This is a genomic window from Shinella sp. S4-D37 (genome assembly GCF_040812195.1).
GTDB lineage: Bacteria > Pseudomonadota > Alphaproteobacteria > Rhizobiales > Rhizobiaceae > Shinella.
On sequence record NZ_JBFNXL010000003.1, the window covers coordinates 58,965 to 77,701 of the forward strand.

At 67.9% G+C, this 18,737-nt stretch carries 18 protein-coding genes and 1 pseudogene; 7 read left to right on the top strand and 12 right to left on the bottom strand.

Annotation, left to right across the window (positions count from 1 at the left end; genetic code table 11):
• Positions 1 to 36 precede the first annotated feature (36 nt).
• The 3 genes from glnP to AB3G45_RS04310 are packed head-to-tail and all read left to right on the top strand — an operon-like array spanning position 37 to position 2,466.
• Positions 37 to 693: a glutamine ABC transporter permease GlnP gene (gene glnP, locus AB3G45_RS04300; protein ID WP_367829407.1), complete on the top strand. Its 657-nt coding sequence runs from the start codon at positions 37 to 39 to the stop codon at positions 691 to 693.
• Positions 690 to 1,418, top strand: a complete 729-nt coding sequence (gene glnQ, locus AB3G45_RS04305; protein ID WP_367829408.1) for a glutamine ABC transporter ATP-binding protein GlnQ — start codon at positions 690 to 692, stop codon at positions 1,416 to 1,418. Before glnP ends, glnQ begins: the two co-directional genes overlap by 4 nt.
• Positions 1,408 to 2,466 (top strand): C45 family autoproteolytic acyltransferase/hydolase, encoded by a 1,059-nt coding sequence (locus AB3G45_RS04310; protein WP_367829409.1) that lies wholly within the window; start codon positions 1,408 to 1,410, stop codon positions 2,464 to 2,466. The genes glnQ and AB3G45_RS04310 overlap by 11 nt, the downstream gene beginning before the upstream one ends.
• Here the strand turns inward: AB3G45_RS04310 and AB3G45_RS04315 are convergent.
• The 3 genes and pseudogenes from AB3G45_RS04315 to AB3G45_RS04325 all read right to left on the bottom strand — a co-directional run.
• Complete coding sequence (locus tag AB3G45_RS04315; RefSeq protein WP_367829410.1) at positions 2,451 to 3,725, bottom strand: L-fuconate dehydratase; 1,275 nt, start codon at positions 3,723 to 3,725, stop codon at positions 2,451 to 2,453. The two genes, AB3G45_RS04310 and AB3G45_RS04315, sit on opposite strands and share 16 nt — an antisense overlap.
• Positions 3,726 to 3,754: 29 nt before the next feature.
• A complete protein-coding gene (locus AB3G45_RS04320) occupies positions 3,755 to 4,489 on the bottom strand; it encodes an SDR family oxidoreductase (RefSeq protein WP_367829411.1) in 735 nt (244 codons plus the stop codon).
• Positions 4,490 to 4,510: 21 nt separating this feature from the next.
• A pseudogene (locus AB3G45_RS04325) lies at positions 4,511 to 4,600 on the bottom strand (dehydratase); the annotation flags it as partial.
• A gap of 376 nt (positions 4,601 to 4,976) precedes the next feature.
• Here AB3G45_RS04325 and AB3G45_RS04330 point away from each other — a divergent pair.
• Positions 4,977 to 5,768 carry an IclR family transcriptional regulator gene (locus tag AB3G45_RS04330; RefSeq protein ID WP_367829412.1) on the top strand — a complete coding sequence of 264 codons (792 nt, stop codon included), beginning with the start codon at positions 4,977 to 4,979 and terminating at the stop codon, positions 5,766 to 5,768.
• A gap of 19 nt (positions 5,769 to 5,787) precedes the next feature.
• Here the strand turns inward: AB3G45_RS04330 and AB3G45_RS04335 are convergent, their stop codons facing one another.
• From AB3G45_RS04335 to AB3G45_RS04350, 4 genes are all read right to left on the bottom strand, one after another.
• Positions 5,788 to 5,910 (bottom strand): hypothetical protein, encoded by a 123-nt coding sequence (locus AB3G45_RS04335; RefSeq protein WP_367829413.1) that lies wholly within the window; start codon positions 5,908 to 5,910, stop codon positions 5,788 to 5,790.
• Between the two features lie 252 nt (positions 5,911 to 6,162).
• A complete protein-coding gene (locus AB3G45_RS04340) occupies positions 6,163 to 9,360 on the bottom strand; it encodes an error-prone DNA polymerase (protein ID WP_367829414.1) in 3,198 nt (1,065 codons plus the stop codon).
• Entirely contained in the window at positions 9,357 to 10,880 is a 1,524-nt protein-coding gene (locus AB3G45_RS04345; RefSeq protein ID WP_367829415.1) for a DUF6504 family protein, read from the bottom strand. The genes AB3G45_RS04340 and AB3G45_RS04345 overlap by 4 nt, the downstream gene beginning before the upstream one ends.
• Positions 10,792 to 11,553, bottom strand: a complete 762-nt coding sequence (locus tag AB3G45_RS04350) for an ImuA family protein (protein ID WP_367829416.1) — start codon at positions 11,551 to 11,553, stop codon at positions 10,792 to 10,794. The genes AB3G45_RS04345 and AB3G45_RS04350 overlap by 89 nt, the downstream gene beginning before the upstream one ends.
• A gap of 173 nt (positions 11,554 to 11,726) precedes the next feature.
• Here AB3G45_RS04350 and AB3G45_RS04355 point away from each other — a divergent pair, with 173 nt between their 5' ends.
• Complete coding sequence (locus tag AB3G45_RS04355) at positions 11,727 to 12,029, top strand: hypothetical protein (RefSeq protein WP_367829417.1); 303 nt, start codon at positions 11,727 to 11,729, stop codon at positions 12,027 to 12,029.
• A gap of 78 nt (positions 12,030 to 12,107) precedes the next feature.
• Here the strand turns inward: AB3G45_RS04355 and AB3G45_RS04360 are convergent, their stop codons facing one another.
• The 3 genes from AB3G45_RS04360 to AB3G45_RS04370 form a co-directional block, all read right to left on the bottom strand.
• Entirely contained in the window at positions 12,108 to 12,431 is a 324-nt protein-coding gene (locus AB3G45_RS04360) for a hypothetical protein (protein WP_367829418.1), read from the bottom strand.
• 88 nt (positions 12,432 to 12,519) lie between these two features.
• Complete coding sequence (locus AB3G45_RS04365; protein ID WP_367829419.1) at positions 12,520 to 13,539, bottom strand: GlxA family transcriptional regulator; 1,020 nt, start codon at positions 13,537 to 13,539, stop codon at positions 12,520 to 12,522.
• Between the two features lie 123 nt (positions 13,540 to 13,662).
• On the bottom strand, positions 13,663 to 14,526 hold the full coding sequence (locus AB3G45_RS04370; protein ID WP_367829420.1) for a DMT family transporter: 864 nt from the start codon (positions 14,524 to 14,526) through the stop codon (positions 13,663 to 13,665).
• Between the two features lie 178 nt (positions 14,527 to 14,704).
• Here AB3G45_RS04370 and AB3G45_RS04375 point away from each other — a divergent pair, with 178 nt between their 5' ends.
• Positions 14,705 to 16,099, top strand: coding sequence for a PLP-dependent aminotransferase family protein (locus AB3G45_RS04375; RefSeq protein ID WP_367829421.1), 1,395 nt, complete (start codon positions 14,705 to 14,707; stop codon positions 16,097 to 16,099).
• 22 nt (positions 16,100 to 16,121) lie between these two features.
• Here the strand turns inward: AB3G45_RS04375 and AB3G45_RS04380 are convergent, their stop codons facing one another.
• Both AB3G45_RS04380 and AB3G45_RS04385 read right to left on the bottom strand, forming a co-directional pair.
• A complete protein-coding gene (locus AB3G45_RS04380; RefSeq protein ID WP_367829422.1) occupies positions 16,122 to 16,862 on the bottom strand; it encodes an SDR family NAD(P)-dependent oxidoreductase in 741 nt (246 codons plus the stop codon).
• Between the two features lie 55 nt (positions 16,863 to 16,917).
• Positions 16,918 to 17,604, bottom strand: a complete 687-nt coding sequence (locus AB3G45_RS04385; protein ID WP_367829423.1) for a GntR family transcriptional regulator — start codon at positions 17,602 to 17,604, stop codon at positions 16,918 to 16,920.
• A gap of 81 nt (positions 17,605 to 17,685) precedes the next feature.
• Between AB3G45_RS04385 and AB3G45_RS04390 the strand changes: the two genes are divergently transcribed.
• Positions 17,686 to 18,735, top strand: a complete 1,050-nt coding sequence (locus tag AB3G45_RS04390; RefSeq protein WP_367829424.1) for a phosphotransferase — start codon at positions 17,686 to 17,688, stop codon at positions 18,733 to 18,735.
• Positions 18,736 to 18,737 lie beyond the last annotated feature (2 nt).

Genomic DNA, 18,737 nt, shown 5'->3' on the forward strand with positions numbered 1-18,737 from the left:
GGCGGGCGCGTCCTCCTCACGCCGGGGAGCCAATCCATGGAATTCGACTGGTCCGTCATCGGCGAGGCCATGCCCGCTTTGCTCAGCGGCGCCCGCCTCACCATCCTCATCACGCTCGCCGGCCTCGTCGGCGGCCTTGCCGTCGGCTTCGTCGCGGGCCTGATGCGTGCCTATGGCAACGCGTTCCTGAACGCCGTCGCCTTCGCCTATGTCGAGCTCATCCGCGGCACGCCCATCGTCGTGCAGGTGATGTTCATCTATTTCGCGCTGCCGGTGCTCGCCGATATCCGCGTCAACCCGATGACCGCCGCCGTCACGGCGATCGTCGTCAATGCCGGCGCCTATATCGCGGAGATCGTGCGCGGCTCCTTCCTTTCCGTGCATCGGGGGCTGAAGGAGGCCGGCCTGGCGCTCGGCCTGCCGCTGTGGAAGGTGCTGGTCTACATCATCGGCCCCGTCGCCTTCCGCCGCATGATCCCGCCGCTCGGCAACCAGTTCATCGTCAGCCTCAAGGACACCTCGCTGTTCATCGTCATCGGCGTCGGCGAACTCACCCGCCAGGGCCAGGAGATCATGGCCGCCAACTTCCGCGCCGTCGAGATCTGGAGCGCGGTGGCGATCCTCTACCTCCTGATGACCGGAACCCTGACGCTGATCCTGCGCGTCACCGAAAAGAGGATGCGGATCCTATGAGCATCGTGGAATTTCGAAACGTCACCAAGACCTTCGGTCCCGTCGTGGTGCTGCGCGAGGTCGACCTCAACATCGACAAGGGCGAGGTGGTCGTGCTGATCGGCCCGTCCGGCTCCGGCAAGTCGACGCTGCTGCGCTGCATCAACGCGCTGGAGGAGATCAATGGCGGCGATCTCGTCGTCGATGCTATAAGCGTCAAGGCCGGCCGCTCGCAGGTGCGCCTCATCCGCCAGGAGGCCGGCATGGTCTTCCAGCAGTTCAACCTCTTCCCGCAGATGACGGCGCTGGAAAACGTCGCCTTCGGCCCGCGCCGCGTGCGCGGGGCGAGCCGCGCCGAGGCGGAGGACCAGGCACGGGCGCTGCTCGCCAAGGTCGGCCTTGCCGAGCGCGGCCATCACTATCCGGCCGAGCTTTCCGGCGGCCAGCAGCAGCGCGTGGCGATCGCCCGGGCGCTGGCCGTCAAGCCGAAGCTGATGCTCTTCGACGAGCCGACCTCCGCGCTCGACCCGGAACTGCGCCACGAGGTGCTGCGCGTCATGCAGGCGCTCGCCGAGGAGGGCATGACGATGATCGTCGTCACGCACGAAATGGCCTTCGCCCGCCAGGTCGGCACGCGGCTGATCTTCATGGAGGACGGCAAGATCGCCGTCGACGGCAAGCCGGCCGACCTGCTCGCCAATCCGGAAAACCCACGCCTGCGGGAGTTCTTGCAACATGTCCACTGACAACCGGCTGGGCCTCATCGAGATCGCCGGCCCGCCGCGGGAGATCGGTCTCCAGCTCGGCCGCTTCGGCCGCGACATCGCCCATCGCCACCTCGTGCGCGGCCACGCCTGGGCCTCGGTCCTCGCCTTTCGCGCCGATCCGCGCGTTGCCGCCATGCGCGAACTGGTCGAGGCCCGCTTCCCCGCCCACTGGGCGGAATTGCAGGGCCTCGCCCTCGGCCTCGACCTTCCCTTCGACGACGTCTTCCTGTGGAACTGCCGGGGCGATCTCTGGGCCTTCGCGCCGGACGGCTGCACGACGGTGCAGATACCGGGTGAAGCCCCCCTCCTCGCCCATAACGAGGACGGCGATCCCGGCTTTCGCGGCCATTGCGCGCTCGCCCATGTCCGTCCCGAGGGCGGCACGGCCTTCGCCAGCTTCGTCTATCCGGCCTCGATCCCCGGCCACACCTTCGCCGTGACCGCGGCCGGCCTCGTCCAGGCCGTCAACAACATCCGCTCCCGCGGTGTCGGCATCGGCCTGCCGCGCATGGTGCTCGGGCGCGCCCTGCTCGATTGCCCGTCGATCGACGCGGCCGTCCGCCTGCTCGCAACCGCGGAACGCGCCGGTGCCTTCCACATGACGCTCGGGCAGAAGGGCGATCGGCGGCTTGTCGGCGTGGAATTCACCCACAAGCAGTGCTCCGCCGTCACGCTCGACCGGCCGCAATGCCATTCCAACCACCTCGTTCACGCCGGCATGGCCGGCGAGCGGCAGGTGGTCACCGGCTCCTCCCGATCCCGGCAGCAACGCGGGGACCAAATCATCGCCGAGGGCGGGGAAGGCCTGCGGGATCCACGCGCCATCCTCTGGGACACGGGCGTATCGCCGCTGCCGATCTACCGCGCGCAGCCGGACGACCCGGACCACGAGAACACGCTGGCGACCGCCGTTTTCCACATAAGCGCGGATGCCGTCCGCTGGCAGGTCCATGATCGCCCGGGCGACACGCCGTGTTTTGCGATGGACGGCATCTTACGCGACAAGCGCCCTCACCCGAACGTATAGGCCGCGATCGATTCCGGCTTCATCTCGATGGAGAAGCCCGGCAGCGAGGGCGGCATGTAGGCGGCGTTCTCGATGCGGCAGGGGTCGATGAAGTGCTCGTGCAGGTGGTCGACATATTCGATCACCCGGCCGTCCTTCGTGCCCGAGATCGCGACATAGTCGATCATCGACAGATGCTGTACATATTCGCAAAGGCCGACGCCGCCGGCATGCGGCCAGACCGGCAGGCCGTATTTTGCCGCCATCAGCAGCACGGCGAGCACTTCGTTGAGGCCCCCCATGCGACAACTGTCGATCTGCACGATATCGATCGCCCCGCCGGCGATCATCTGCTTGAAGATGATGCGGTTCTGGCACATCTCGCCCGTCGCCACCTTGACCGGGTAAACGGCCTGCCGGATCGCCTTGTGGCCGGCGACGTCGTCAGGGCTCGTCGGCTCCTCGATGAAGAACGGCTTGTAGGGTTTCAGCTCCGACACCCAGTCGATCGCCTGCCCCACCTCCCAGATCTGGTTGGCGTCGATCATCATGGTGCGCTCGTCGCCGATCACCTCGCGGGCGATGCGCAGGCGTCGCTTGTCGTCCTCAAGGTCGCGGCCGACCTTCATCTTGATATGGGTGAAGCCCTGGTCGACGGCCTCCTGGCAGAGACGGCGCAGCTTCTCGTCGTCATAGCCGAGCCAGCCCGCCGAGGTCGTGTAGCAGGAATAGCCTTCCTTCTCCAGCGCCGCGATGCGCTCCGCCTTGCCGGCCTCCGCCTTCGTGAGGATGGCCAGCGCCTCCTCCGGCGTCAGCGCGTCCGTCAGGTAGCGGAAGTCGACGATGGAGAGGATCTCCTCCGGGCTCATCTCGGCGACGAGCCGCCAGACCGGCTTGCCCGCTTCCTTGGCCAGCAGGTCCCAGACGGCGTTCACCACCGCGCCGGTCGCCAGGTGCATCGCGCCCTTGTCCGGGCCGATCCAGCGAAGCTGGCTGTCGCTCGTCACATGGCGCCAGAAGCGGCCGGGATTTTCCCTGACCCAGGCGAGATCGAGGCCAACCACCAGATGCCTCATCGCCTCGATCGCCATGCAGCAGATGTCGTTGCCCCGACCGATGGTGAAGGTCAGGCCGTGGCCTTCAAGACCGGGCGCATCCGTGCCGAGCACCACATAGGCGGCCGAATAATCCGGGTCCGGGTTCATCGCGTCCGAGCCGTCGAGGCTCAGCGAGGTGGGAAAACGCAGGTCGATCGCGCGAAGGCTGGTGATCTTGGTCATGGATGCGGCCCTTGGGGTGATGGAAGGTCTCAGATGGTCCAGCCGCCGTCGATGGCGTAGGCCTGCCCGGTCGTGTAGGTGGCGCCGGCAAGGTAGACGGCGAGATCGGCGATCTCCTCCGGGGAACCGATGCGGCCGATCGGCTGGCGGGCGATGAAGGCCGCACGCGCCGCCTCGTAATCGCCCTGCGCGCGCAGGCGGTCCTGCAGCGAGGGGCTTTCGACCGTGCCGGGGCAGATGCAGTTGCAGCGGATGCCCTGCGCCACGTAATCGGCCGCCACCGACTTGGTGAGCCCGACCACCGCCGCCTTGGTGATGGTGTAGGCGGCGCGGTTCGGCACGCCCTTCACGCTGGAAGCGACGGAGGCCATGTTGACGATCGCGCCGTCCTTCCTCTCCAGCATTCCCGGCAGCACGGCGCGGATGGTGCGCACCATGGCGCGGACATTGAGATCGAAGGCGAAATCGAGGTCCTTGTCCGGCATGTCGAGGATCGAGCCGGCATGCACGAAGCCGGCGCAGTTGAAGAGCACGTCGAACGGGCCGGTCGCAGAAACGACGCGGTTCACGGCCTCGTCGCTGAGGACGTCCAGCACATGGGTCTCGATATTGGTTTCGCCGGCAAGGCTCTTCAGCGCCTCGGCGTTGATGTCGGTCGCGACGACCTTGGCGCCGGCGCGGGCGAAGGCGATGGCGCTCGCCCGGCCGATGCCCTGGCCGGCGGCGGTGAGGAGGACGCGCTTGTCTTTGATGGAAGGGGACATAGTTGCTCCTGGTAAAAAGTGTCAGACGCCCGGGCGGCGCTCGACAACATAGATGTGATCGGCCGCGAGGACGACCTCGCTTTTCTGGTTGACGACCTCCGTGCGCTCGACCTGCGGGCGAAGGTCGACCATTTTCAGTTCGATGCGTTCGATCCTCGCCCTGTCAGCCTCGCAACGTCCGGCCGGCCGCACCGTCGAAGAGATGCGCCTGCGAAAGATCGAAGCAGAAGGGAGGTTCATCGGCGGCGTGCCGATGAAGCCGCAAGCGCAGAGCCCGCCCACGCGCAGATCACGGCACCGGCGGCAACGCCGGCTAGAAATCTCGTCATCTTCTCCTCCCAATGGCTTTTCGCCAACCCTTACCGACAAGAATATCATTCATATACAAACTAATTATTCACATATCGTCAAGCACAGGTCGGGTTCCCGGGGTTGTCTCCTCCTGTTTCTGCGTATATGAATTTACTCATTCACTGGAGGAGCCCGCGTGTCGGACGAAGAAAACGATCGCTACAGGGCGCCGGCGCTCGACAAGGGCCTCGATATCCTGGAACTTCTCGCCGCTGTCGACGGCGGCCTCACCCAGGCGGAAATCGCCAAGCGGCTCGACCGCAGCCCGAATGAATTCTACCGCATGCTCGACCGGCTGGTGAAACGCGGCTACGTCACCCGCATCGACGGCGACCGCTTCTCGCTGACGCTCAAGCTTTTCGGCCTGGCGCAACTGCACGCGCCCGTGCGCCGGCTCGTCTCCTTCGCCGTGCCGCTGATGCGCGAACTGGCCGAGGCCTCGTGCCAGGCCAACCAGCTCGTCGTCTTCGACCGCGGCAATCCCGCCGTCATCGCCCAGCAGGAGGCGCCCGGCTACTGGGGCATCTCCATCCGCGTCGGCTCGCGCATCGGCCTGTTCGACACCGGTTCCGGCCACGCGCTGCTCGCCTTCCGTTCGCCGGAGGAGCGCCTGCGCATGATCGCCGAGCATGTCGGCGACGGCGGCACGGATATGCGCGTCACGCCGGAATTCCTGGCGCGGCTCGATCTCATCCGCTCGCGCGGCTATGAAATGATGCCGAGCGCCCAGACGGCGGGCGTCATCAACCTCTCGGCGCCGGTGCTCGGCGCGGACGAAAGGGCGATCGCCGCCCTGACCATCCCCTATATCACCCTGATCAACACGCCGGTCGCGCCGGATATCTCGACGACCATCCAGATGCTCGGCGAGACGACGCGCCGGCTCTCGGAAATGGCCGGAGCCGGCTTCAGCGCCGAAGAGCAATAAGCGCCCTATCCGAGGGCGCTCAGCCGCCCTCCGCAAAATTCCTCAGGAAGAGCGCATTGAGATCGGCGACGGCCTCCGCCGCCGGCTCGCGGCCCGTCACGGCCCGGTTGATGCGCTGCGACGCCGCCTCCTGGAAGAGCATGTAGCCGTCGTGCCGCGGGCGCGGCGTGTGTTGCGGTAGAAGCCGAGCATCGCGGCATTGGCCACTTCGTCCTCCCAGCCCGCCGCATGGCCCGGCTGGCCGCCGGCCTGCCAGTAGCGCCGCCGGAGACCCGGCCGGAAACAGATATTCGAGAAGACGTTCGAAAAGGCGATCCTGCGCGACTTCATGTAACGGGAAGCGCCTGTCCCAATCGGAAAAATCCGCGCATATCCAGCGGCTTGTACGATCTTCCTAATGAAAATCGCGAGACTGGACGCGGATGGTCCGCACCGCCTCGCGGCTTTCCGGCTGCGCGGCGGCGCCGCGCCGGCCGATGGTGGAGAAGTCGGCCGAAAGATCGGTGAGGTGCTGCACGACGATATGCACCACCTCGCCTTCCCGCTGGATATAGCCTTTGACGCCGATCATCGGCGCGCCCATCACGATGGGGCGATGGGCAAGGAAGACCTTGCGCCAGACGACGAGGTTGGCGATGCCCGTCTCGTCCTCGATGGTCACGAAGATGACGCCGTTGGCCGAGCCCGGCTGCTGGCGGACCAGCACGATGCCGGCCGTCTCGACCTTCCGGCGATCGCCAAGCCGCGTCGCCTCGGCGCAGGAAAGCAGGCGGCGGCGCGAAAGGCTCTGGCGCAGGAAGCTGACCGGATGGGCCCGGAGCGTCAGACCGACGCCGCCGTAATCCTCCACCACCTCGCCGCCGGCCGTCATGGGCCGCAGCGCCACCGCCGGCTCCGAAAGCTCCGGCACCACCGCTGCCTCCCGCGCCGCAGCCGCGGAAAAGAGCGGCAGCGGCTCGTCCCGCAAGCCGCGGATCGCCCACAAGGCCTCGCGACGAGCAAGCCCGAGCGAGGGCCGGAAGGCGTCCGCCTCGGCAAGCCGCACCAGCGTGTCGGAGGCAAGGTCCGTGCGGCGCCAGAGATCGTCGACCGAGGCAAAGGGCGCCTCGCCCCGTGCGGCGACGAAGCGGGCCATCTCCTTGTTGTCGAGCCCCTTCACCAGCCGCAGCCCGAGCCGCACGGCAAGCTTCCCCGCCTCCTCCGCCGGCTCCAGCGCGCAATCCCACCGGCTGGCATTGACGCAGACCGGGCGCACCTCCACCCCGTGCTCGCGCGCATCGCGCACGATCTGCGCCGGGGCGTAGAACCCCATCGGCTGGGAATTGAGCAGGGCCGCGCAGAAGATCTCCGGATGGTGGCACTTCATCCAGGCCGAGGCATAGGCGATGATGGCGAAGCTGTAGGCGTGGCTTTCCGGGAAACCGTAGGAGCCGAACCCTTCGAGCTGGCGGCAGATGCGTTCGGCGAAGTCGCGCGTATATCCTTTGTCGACCATGCCGTCGGTCAGTTCATCGCGGAATTTGTCTACGCCGCCGGTATGCTTGAAGGTCGCCATTGCCCGGCGGAGCTGGTCGGCCCGGCCCGGCTCGAAGCCGGCGCATTCGATCGCCACCTGCATCGCCTGCTCCTGGAACAGCGGCACGCCAAGGGTCCTTCTCAGGACCTTCTCGAAGGCGGGCTTGGGATATTCCACCCTCTCCAATCCCTGCCGCCGCCGCAGATAGGGGTGCACCATGTCCCCCTGGATCGGCCCCGGCCGCACGATCGCCACCTGGATGACGATATCGTAAAATTCCTTCGGCTTGAGGCGCGGCAGCATGGACATCTGCGCCCGGCTCTCGATCTGGAAGGTGCCGACCGTGTCGGCCTTGGAGATCATCTCGTAGGTCGGGGCATCGCCTGCGGGGATGGTGGCAAGCGTACGGCTCTCTCCCTTGTGCTCCCGCAGGAAATCGAAGGCGCGGCGCATGCAGGTGAGCATGCCGAGCGCCAGCACGTCCACCTTCATGAAGTTCAGATACTCGATGTCGTCCTTGTCCCACTCGATCACCTGGCGCTTGTCCATCGCCGCCGGCTCGATCGGCACGAGATCGTCCAGGCGGTCGCGTGTCAGCACGAAACCACCGGGATGCTGCGAGAGGTGGCGCGGCGCATTGATCAATTGGCGCGCAAGCTCGAACAGCAGCCGGACGCGGCGGTCGTCCACATTGAGCCCGGCCGCATTCGCGTGGCTTTGCGGAATGTCGTTGGACCAGCCCCAGACCTGCGAGGACAAAGCCTTCAACACGTCCTCCGGCATGCCGAGCGCGCGGCCGACATCCCGCATCGCCGCGCGCGAGCGGTAGCGGATGACGGTGGCGCAGAGTGCCGCGCGATCCTTGCCGTAGGTATCGTAGATCCACTGGATCACCTCCTCCCGGCGCTCATGCTCGAAATCCACGTCGATATCGGGCGGCTCGCCGCGCTGCTCCGAGACGAAGCGCTCGAAGAGAAGACTGCCATTCTCCATCGGGTCGATCGCCGTGATCCCAAGGACAAAGCAGACGGCGCTGTTTGCAGCCGATCCCCTGCCCTGGCAGAGGATCGGGACAGGCAGGTTGCGGGCATGGTGGACGATGGAATTCACGGTGAGGAAATAGGGCGCATATTTCATCTTCTCGATGAGCCGCAATTCGTAAACGAGCTTACTGCGCACCTCCTCGGGCACGCCGCCGGGATAGCGCCTGGCCGCGCCCTCCCACGTATATTTCTCAAGCGCCTCCTGTGGCGTGAGATGCGTATATTCCTTCTCGTCCGGATACTGGTACATCAGCTCGTCCAGCGAGAACCGGCAACGCTCGGTAATCTCCAGCGTCCGCCGCAGCGCCTCCGGATAACGCGCGAAGAGACGGTGCATCTCCTCCGGCGGCTTCAGGTAGCGGTCGGCGTGGCGCTCGCGCAGGAAGCCGGCATGGTCGATGGTGACGTTGTGACGGATGCAGGTGACGATATCCTGCAGCATGCGCCGGGCGGGCGCGTGGTAGAGCACGTCGTTGGTGACGACGGCGGGCACGCCATGGCGGGCGGCGAGGTTGGAGAGATCGAACAATCGCACCTGGTCGTTCGGCCGGCGGCGCAGCGTGAGGGCGAGGTAGCAGCGGTCCTTGAAATGTTCGTGCAGGCGGCGCAGCTGGAAGGCGGCGGTCTCGTCCGCCTCGTCGGGCACCAGCACGGCGAGAAGGCCCTCGCTCCATTCTATGACGTCCGCCCAGTCGAGATGGCATTTTCCCTTGCCGGCCCGCTTCTTGCCGATGGTGAGCAGGCGGCAGAGGCGGCCATAGGCGGCGCGGTCGGTCGGGTAGACGAGCAGCGACATGCCATCGACAAGGTCGAGCCGGCAGCCGACCACCAGCCGCACCTTCGGGCCATCCGCCGGGAGCTCCCGCGAGGCCTTGAAGGCCTGGACGACGCCGGCAAGGCTGTTGCGATCGACGACGGCCAGCGCTTCTATACCGAGGGCGCTCGCCTGCGAAAACAGCTCCGCACAGCTGCTCGCCCCGCGCAGGAACGAGAAATGCGATGTGGCCTGAAGCTCGGCATAACGCGGTTTCATGCGAAAATCCCGTGCAGGAACCAGCGGCCGGCGCCGCTTGCCGCCTGCTCCTCGTTGCCGGAGCGGAAGAGCCAGAAGCGCTCCCCTTCGGCGTCCTCGACCTGGAAGTAATCCCGCACGGCCGCCAGTTCGGCATCGCGCTTCCACCATTCGCCGAAGATGCGCTCCGGCCCGTCGGCCCGCTTGACCAGCCGCCGCACGCCGCGCCAGGTGAAGGAGGCGGGCGGATGGTCGGGCAGGAGCGCCATGACCTCGATGGGCTCCGGCCGCGCCAGGAGCCGCGCGGGACGCGGCCAGCGGCTGGGCCAGGTCATGCCCGTTTCGGGCGAAAGCGGCGGAATGCGGCGGAAGGAGCGCTCCGGCACGTCGCTCTCGACCGGGGCGATGCGGTAGAGACGCGCGGCGCCGATGCGGTTGGCGATCACGTCGACGAGGCCGGCAAGGTCCGCCTCCTCCTCCTCGATCAGGGAGGAGACGGCCTGCTGGAGGACGAGCGGTTCGGCGAGCGTCGCGGTCAGGTCCATGATCTCGATGCCGAAGCCGGGGTCGATCGTCTCGATACGGTCCGTCAGGAGGCGGACGAGCTGTTTTGTGTCGCGCACGGCCCGTGCCGTGCCGACGCGGATGGCCTGCAGGGAATTGTCGACGCGGTGGAAGAGCAGATCGAGCCGGCGGGCGCCGAGGCCGCGTTTTTCCAGCGCGGCGCAGAGATCGTGCACGAGGCCGGTCGTGTAGTGCGCGATGGTCTCGGGGGCGCCGATCGGCTCGCCGAAAACCTTGCGGATCGTGACGAGCTCCGGGTCGCGCAGCGGATCGACGGGTTCGGAAACCGTGCCCTGGAGCTGGTCGAGCCGGCGGCCGAGGAGCGGGCCGAAGCGCAGGACGAGCGGCGCACGCGGCACGGCGAGCACGTCGCCGATCGCCTGGAGGCCGAGCATGTGGAGGCCCGTCACGGTTTCCGGCGCGATCCGCAGCCCGAGGACCGGCAGGGGCGACACGGCCTCGCCCGCCTTGCCGGGCGGAACGATGCGCACGGGATCGGCAAGGAAGCGGGCGGCGGCGTGGGCCGCGCCCCAGCTGTCGGCGACGGCGGCGCGGGCGAAGATGCCGGAGGCGGCAAGTCGGTTGACGAGGCCGCTCAGCATGCGTTCTTCGCCGCCGTGCAGGTGATCGGCGCCGGTCGTGTCGATGACGAGGCCGTCCGGCGGGTCGGGGGCGACGATGGGCGCATAGTGCTGCAGGGCCCAGAGCGCGAGACGGCTCAAGGCGGCGGCATCGGCGGCGGCATCGGCGGGCATGGTGGCAACGTCCGGCAGCAGCGCATGGGCCTTGGTGAGCGGCATGCCGACGCGCAGGCCCGCCTGCTCGGCCGGCCGGCTCACCGCCGTCAGGATGCGGCGCGCGCCGTCGCGGCCGACGAGAACGAGCCGGCTATCGGGCGGCGGCGCCGAAGCGCCGAGCGCCCGCCGCAGCCGATCGATCGGCCAGCCGGGAAGAAAAAGCGATACGACCCGCGGCATCGGTGGCCTCCACGTCAAATTCCGCCGCCTCGCCGGCCCGGCAGCGGGCCAGTTCCAGCAGCCATTGCCCCCGGCCGACGCCCGGCACGGGAAGGGGGGCGGAGGACCGCACATGGACCCGCCAGCGCGTCACGGCGGCGGAGGGTTGCGCAAGGGCATCCGCCTCCTTGAGGTGGCGGAAGCGGCGCAGGGCAAGGCCGAGCGTGCCGCCCGCCTCCGCGGCAAGCTGCAGGCGGCGCGAGGCGCTCATCGACAGGCGCGCCACCTCCGCGACGACGGCGCCGAGCCCGCCATGGCGCAGCCCCTCCTCGAAACAGAGCAGCAGGCTCTTCTCGTCGCCCGCCTCCACATAGAGGACGCGGCCGGGCGCAAGGCCCGCCTGCGCCAGCGCCGGCGCGAAAAGATCGGGCCGCGTCAGGCACCACAGCACCTGCCCCTTCGTGCGCGCGGCGATGCCCGCGGCAAAGAGCATGGCGGCGCCGGCCTCGACGGCATCGTTGCCGCCGCCGCAGATCTCGTGCAGGCTGGCCAGCGCCAGCCCGCCGCCCGGCAGCCGCTCGTCGATCTCCGGCACGCCGAAGGGCAGCACCGCCCGGTCGCGCCGGGCACGGCCGTCGAACTGCCGGATGTGGTCGCGCAGATCGGCGACAACGGCATGGGCGCAGGCGGACATCGGCTTGGCGGGCTCCTGGCTGAAGACAATATGTTCTCTATTTGTTCTCAAAATCCGCAAGAGTCAATCGCCCGGTCGCATCGGAAAGATCACAGTTTGAATCATCGTCGGGAACCAAGTGGCGCGGCGAAAGTTCTCCTTTCGCCATTCCATCAAATCCAGGAGACATGTCCATGGCTGACGAAAAGAGCACCGGCAAACGCACGCTCGGCGTCGTTGAGGGGCGCGACAGCATTTCGGAAGATGCCAGCGTTGCGGCGGAAGCAACGGTGAGCGAACAGATCGAGGCGCTGAAGACGGAAATCAGCCGGCTGAAGGAATCCGCCGGGCTGATCGCCGAAGGCACCGGCCAGCTTGCCGTCGCCAAGGCGGAATCCGTGCGCGATGAGGTGCGCCAGACCATCCAGGCCAACCCGCTCGCCGCTCTCGCCGGCGCCGCCTTCATCGGCTACCTGTTCGGTCTTCGCCACCGGTGAGAGACGTCCCCGGGCCCGGCCCGGGGAACCGATGCGGTAAAGGCATGAAAAAGCCCGGCATTGCCGGGCTTTCGTCTTTCAGAACCAGCGCTCGCGGCGAGCCGGCTCGTTTTCGAGCGAGCCGAGCAGGTAGCCGATGACGACGCCGGCAAGGCCTGCCGTCAGGACGACCGTCGAAAGGGCCGCGGGGTGTTCGCGCGCGGCCTGCGCCACGGCGGCGCCTTCGTTGCGCACATATCTGGTTGTCGAGCGGACGGCGGGACGGGCGGCCTCGACGGCATTGCCCGCGCGATCGCGAACCGCCTCATAGGCCTCGCTGCCGCGCTCGCCAAGATCCTTCTGGAGCTGGGCGATCTCTGCGCGCAGGGCGGAAATCTGGGATTGGACGTCGTTGCTTGCCATTGCGGTCTCCCGTTACAGTCTCGTGTCAGCAATGGAGACCGAACGGTTCTCGGACGGCTTGGTTCCCGGCCGCCGGGCGATTTGCCCCTCAGCCGGCCTGGCGGCGGCCGTCGCGGCGGATCTGCGAGGGCGTATCGCCGAAGGCGGCGCGGAAGCGGCGGGTGAAGTGCGACAGGCTCTCGAAGCCGGTTTCGAGCGCGATCTCGATCAGCGGCTTGTTGGTGCGCATCACCATGGTGAGCGCCGCGGCCATGCGAATCTTCATGTAGATCGCGCTCGGCGAGGCGCCCATGTCGCTCTCGAACAGCCGCTCGAGCTGGCGGCGGGAGACGCCCGTCATGGTGGCGATGCTGTCGATCGACAGGAGGTCCTCGGTGTGCTGCTCCATCATCAGGATGGCGAGGTGCACGCGGCGGTCGCGGGCTTCGAGGCCGAGCGGATTGCGCGGCTGCACGTCGGTCGCATCGCGCCGGTGGCGGATCTGCAGGATTTCCAGCGCGTTGCGCTCGGCCGCCTCGCCGACATGGTGGCGCACGAGCGTCGCGGCGAGATCGGCGACGCTGCTGCCGCCGGCACAGGTGGCGACCTTGCCGTCGAAACGGAAGATCTGTTCCGACGTCGCCTCGATATCGGGGAAACGGCCGCGGAAATCGCGGTGGTGCAGCCAGCTCACGCAGGCCGTGTGGCCCTTGAGGAGGCCCGCCTCGGCCAGGATGAAGCTGCCCGTACACAGGCCGATCAGCCCGACGCCGGCCTGGGCCGCCTTGCGCAGATAGGCCTGGGCATAGCTGTCGATGGGCTCCTCCACCGACAGGAGGCCGCCGACGACGGCGATATAGTCGAAACAGGCGGGATCGGCGAAGGGCGCGGTCGGGGCGACCTGGATGCCGCTCGACGAGGTGATGAAGTTGCGCGTGCTGCTCAGGACGTCCCAGTCGCAATGGACGCGGCGCGAGCGGTCCTCGCTGTCGCTGGCCAGCCGCAAGGTATCGACGAACAGCGCGAAGGCGGACAGAGTGAAACTTTTCGACAGGATGAAGCCGACGCGCAGCGCCTTCGGCGCCAGGGCGCCGTTCATCTCCTTCGACGTGCGAACATCTGCCGCCATCCAGCTCTCCCAGGCCGTCCCGTTGCCCATTATCGCCGAAGGCGCGGACCGCTGGCAAGAGCCATAGCAGATTTCGCGCGCCGTCTCCATCGCTCGAACGACGCCGGACGCACTCAGGGGCCGCTAGCGGGCAAATCTACGGGCACCGGCCACGCAAAGCACGATGGCGAGCGTCGTGACCAGCATCGTCGGGCTCACGCGCTCGTGCAGCAGGAAGGCGGCGAGCAGCAGGCCGAAGAAGGGCTGGAGCAGTTGCAACTGCCCCACCGCCGCGATGCCGCCGCGCGCAAGACCCCGATACCAGAAGACGAAGCCGATCAGCATGCTGAACACCGAGACATAGGCAAGCCCCGCCCAGGCACCGCCGTCGATGCCGGCGAAGGTGCCGGGCAGCGAGGCGAGCGCGATGACCGACATCAGCGGCAGGGAGAGGATCAGCGCCCAGGAAATGACCTGCCAGCCGCCGAGCGTGCGCGAGAGCTTCGCGCCTTCCGCATAGCCAAGGCCGCAGGCGATGATGGCGGCGACCATCAGGAGATCGCCGACGAGCGAGGTCTCCCCGCCCGCATTCAGCGCGAAGCCCACCACCGTCGCGCTGCCGATGCCGGAAAACAGCCAGAACAGCGGCTTCGGCCGCTCCCCGCCGCGCAGCACGGCGAAGACGGCGGTCGCCAGCGGCAGGAGCCCGACGAAGACGATGGAATGGGCGGAGGTGATGTATTGCAGCGCCAGCGCCGTCAGCAGGGGAAAGCCGACGACGACGCCGAGCGCGACGATCGCCAGCGGGAAAAGCGCCTCGCGCGACGGCCTTGCCTGGCGCAGGAGAAAAAGCAGCGCCGCGCCCAGCAGCGCCGCGATCACCGCGCGGGCCGACGTCAGGAACAGCGGCGAGAAATCCGCCACCGCCAGACGTGTCGCCGGCAACGAGCCGCTGAAGATGACGACGCCGGCAAGCCCGCTGCCCCAGCCTTCCATGGATGTTCTCATTTTTCCTCGCATTCATCCTCCTTCTACGGCGGCAGGGCTGGCGAAGACAGGCAAGGAGCAATACAATTCAAAAGAACTGTACCGGTTAAAGACCCCATACACACAGCAGGACAATCGCATATGGCAAGCCAGCGCCGCGAATTCCATCGGCGGATGTCGTGATGCAGAGGGCGAGAACATGACCGAAAGCACCAGCCGGATTTCCAAGGTCATGGCGGCGATCAACGGCCGCATCGCCAGCCGCGCGCTCGCGCCGGGCGACCGGCTGCCCTCGATCCGCCGGTTCGCCGCCACGATGGGCGTTTCGCCCTCCACCGTCGTGGAGGCCTATGACCGGCTGGCCGCGGAGGGGCTGATCCGGGCGCAGCGCGGCTCCGGCTTCTATGTCGCAGGCAGCGCCCTGCCCCCGCTGAAACTGGCGGAGGCCGAGACCCCGAAGGCGCGCGCGGTGGACCCGTTCTGGGTGTCGCGCCAGTCGCTCGATGCCGACGCGGCCGTGCCGAAACCCGGCTGCGGCTGGCTGCCGGCGGACTGGATGCCGGACGCGGCGCTGCGCCGGGCGATCCGCAGCCTGGCGAAGGGCGATAGCGACCTCTTGTCCTACTACGGCAGCACGCGCGGCTCGGCGGCGCTGCGCCGGCTGCTGCTCGGCCGGCTGGCGGAGGAAGGCATTTCAGCCGGGCCGGAGCACCTGATGCTGACGAGCACGGGCACGCAGGCGCTCGACCTGATCGGCCGCTTCCTGCTGCGCCCGGGTGACACGGTGCTGGTGGACGATCCCTGCTACTTCAATTTCCAGGCGCTGCTGAAGGCGCACCAGGTGACCGTCGTCGGCGTGCCCTATACGCCGTCAGGCCCCGACATCGCGGCCTTCGAGGCGGTGCTTGCCGCGGAGCGGCCGCGGCTCTACGTCACCACCTCCGCCATCCACAACCCGACCGGCGCGACCCTGTCGCCGCAGGTGGCGCACCGCCTGCTGAATGCGGCGGCCGGCAGCGAGACGATCATCGTCGAGGACGACATCTTCGCCGATTTCGAACCGGAGCCCTCCACCCGGCTTGCCGCGCTCGACGGGCTCGACCGCGTCATCCGCATCGGCAGCTTCTCCAAGACGCTCTCGGCCTCGGCGCGCTGCGGCTATATCGCCGCGCGGCCGGACTGGGTCGAGGGGCTGGTCGATCTGCAGATCGCCACAAATTTCGGCGGCCCGAGCCCGATCTCCAGCGAGATCATCGCCCATATGCTCGCCGGCGGCGGCTACCGCAAACACATGGAGGACCTCCGGCGCCGGCTGGTGCGCGCCCGGCGCGAGACGGCCGAGCGGCTGTCCCGGCTCGGCATCACGCCCTGGCTGCTGCCGCGCGGCGGCTTCAATCTGTGGTGCCGGCTGCCGGAGGGGCTGGATTCCGGCGAGGTCGCGCAGGCCGCCCTTGCCGACGGTCTCGTGCTCGCCCCCGGCAACGTCTTCAGCGTGTCGCAGAGCGCCGCCGGCTTCATGCGTTTCAACGTGGCGCACATGCTGGAACCCCACGTCTACGAGGTGCTGGCCGGCGCCTTGCAGCGACGGGCCTGACGATGCCGGCGCCCGCCCGGGGTCAGACGTGCTGCCCGCCGTTGATGTGGATTTCGGCGCCGTTGATATAGGACGATTGCCCGGTGCAGAGGAAATGGATGGTTTCGGCGACCTCGCGCGGCTCTCCCAGCCGTCTCATCGGCACCTCCTCCGCGACCAGTTCGTCCGTGCCCGGCGAAAGGATCGAGGTCTCGATCTCGCCCGGCGCGATCGCATTGGCCCGCACGCCGCGGGGGCCGAATTCATGCGCCATCTCGCGCGTCAGCGCCGCAAGCGCCGCCTTGGAGGCCGCATAGGCGACGCCCGCGAAGGGATGCACGCGGGAGCCCGCGATGGAGGTGACGTTGACGATCGACCCCTTCGCCGCTTCCAGCTCCGGCATCAGCGCGCGGGCGATCAGCGCCGTCGAGACGATGTTGACGTTGAGCACCTGCATCCAGACGTCGGCATCCGTATCGAGCACGCCGAGGCGGCTGCGGCCCGGCCCCTTCGGTGAAATGCCGGCATTGTTGACCAGCGCATGCAGCCGGCCGTTGGGCAGCCGCTCGCGCACGGTCGCGGCCAGCCTGTCGATCTGCGCAAGGTCCGCGAGATCCGCCTGGATATGGCTTTCCCGCGCCGACGGCCAGGCGCATTCCTCGGAAAAGGGCTGGCGGGAAACGGTGAAGATGCGCCAGCCCTTCGCCTGGAAGAGCTTGACCGTCGCATGGCCGATGCCGCGGCTCGCCCCGGTCAGCAACATGTAACGGCGTTCATCGGTCATCTGCGGTCTCCATTGATGCTTGATACATCGTAATAGGCCATTTCCGGATTGGAAGCTATCGCCGGGGATGCACCGGGCCTGGCACGCCGGCCGCTTCGATGCGGTCGAGGATCGGCTTTCCGCCGATGAGGATATCGTCGGCGACGGCCATCGAGGCGGCAGCGGGATCGTGGCGCTTGAGCGCCTCGACGACGGGATAGTGATGGTCGATCATCGCCCGGCCGCCCGCGATGTAAACGTCGGAAATGTGCGGCCCCATCTGCAGCCAGAGCCGCCGCAGGATGCTGGTCAGCACGGCAAGCCCGGCGATCTGCGGCAGGAGGAAGTGAAAAGCCTGGTTGAGCTGCGTGCCCTTCAGCCGGTCCCCCGCCGCGATCGCCTGCTCGTTTTCCCGCAGGATCCGCTCCAGCGCCTGGATATCCGCGCTCGTCGCCACCTGCGCGGCGGTCTCCGCCGCCAGCCCCTCCAGCCGGATGCGGATCGCCCGGATCTCCCGGTAGCGGCTCTCGCTGAGGCCGGCGATGCGGATGTCGCGCGGCGAGCGGAAGGTGATCGCCTCGTCATTGGCAAGCCGCAGGATGGCGTCGCGGATCGGCGTGACGCTGGTGCCGAACTGTTCGGCGAGGTCCCGGATCTTCAGCCGGTCGCCGGGCTGGAACCGCCCCTGCATCAACGCGTCGCACAGCGCGCCGTAGACGACGCTGCTCAGGTTCTCATGATCGAGTGTGGTGAATTCCGCCATGGAACCGGTCCGCAAAATCGAGTAACAAAATATTTGATGCATCTTTTTTGACAGGTTTCAAGCGGAACGTACGGAGCAGGCATGACGCAGCGGGCGCCGGCCACCGAAAAGACGGACTCCCTGTCGGCGACCTGGAGCGCGACGGCGCCCGGCGACGCCGAGGCCGCCGTCGCGGCGGTCTACGGCCTTGCCGGCACGGCCAGGCGGCTTTCCAGCGAGCGGGACGAGACATTCCTCTTCATAGGGGCCGACGGCGGGGCCTTCGTCCTGAAGATCGCCAATCCCGCGGAAGATCCCGCCGCGCTGGAATTCCAGGACGGCGCCTTGCTGCACCTCGCGGCGGCCGCCCCGGCCGTGCCCGTGCCGCGGATCGTGCCGACGAAGGACGGCGGACGGGGCCACACGCTTTCCACCCCCGACGGGCCGCGCATCATGCGCCTCCTCACCTTCCTCGACGGCGAACTGCAACATCGCACGCCCGCATCGCCCGCACAGAGCCGCAATGTCGGCCGCGCGCTCGCCGAACTCGGCCTCGGCCTTGCGACCTATGACGGCCGCCCGCCGGCGGGAAAGCTGCTGTGGGACATTTCCCACATGCTCGACCTTCACGCGCTCACCGGCCATGTCGCGCCGGAGCGGCGGGCTCAGGTGGAAACGGTGCTGGCCGAGTTCGCGCGGGCGCTTCCCGCTATAAAAGGCCTCACCCGCCGGCAGATCATCCACAACGACTTCAACCCGCACAACATCCTGCTCGACCCCGCGGAACCGGCGCAGGTGGCCGGCATCATCGATTTCGGCGACATGGTCCATGCGCCGCTGGTCAACGACCTTGCCGTCGCGCTCTCCTATCACCTTTCGACGGACGACTGGGCGGCGCGCGCCGGCGCCTTCCTCGCCGGCTTCCAATCGGCGCGCAACCTGGAGCCGGCCGAACTCGACCTCCTGCCGCTCCTGACGCGCTGCCGGCTGGCCATGTCGATCATCATCGCCGAATGGCGCTCCGCCCGCTTCCCGGAGAACCGGGACTACATCCTGCGCAACCACGCCGCCGCCCGGCGCGGCCTGCACAATATCGCCGATCTCACCCCGGCCGGGCTGAAAAAGCTCGCGCCCAACCTTTCCGAGGCCTGACC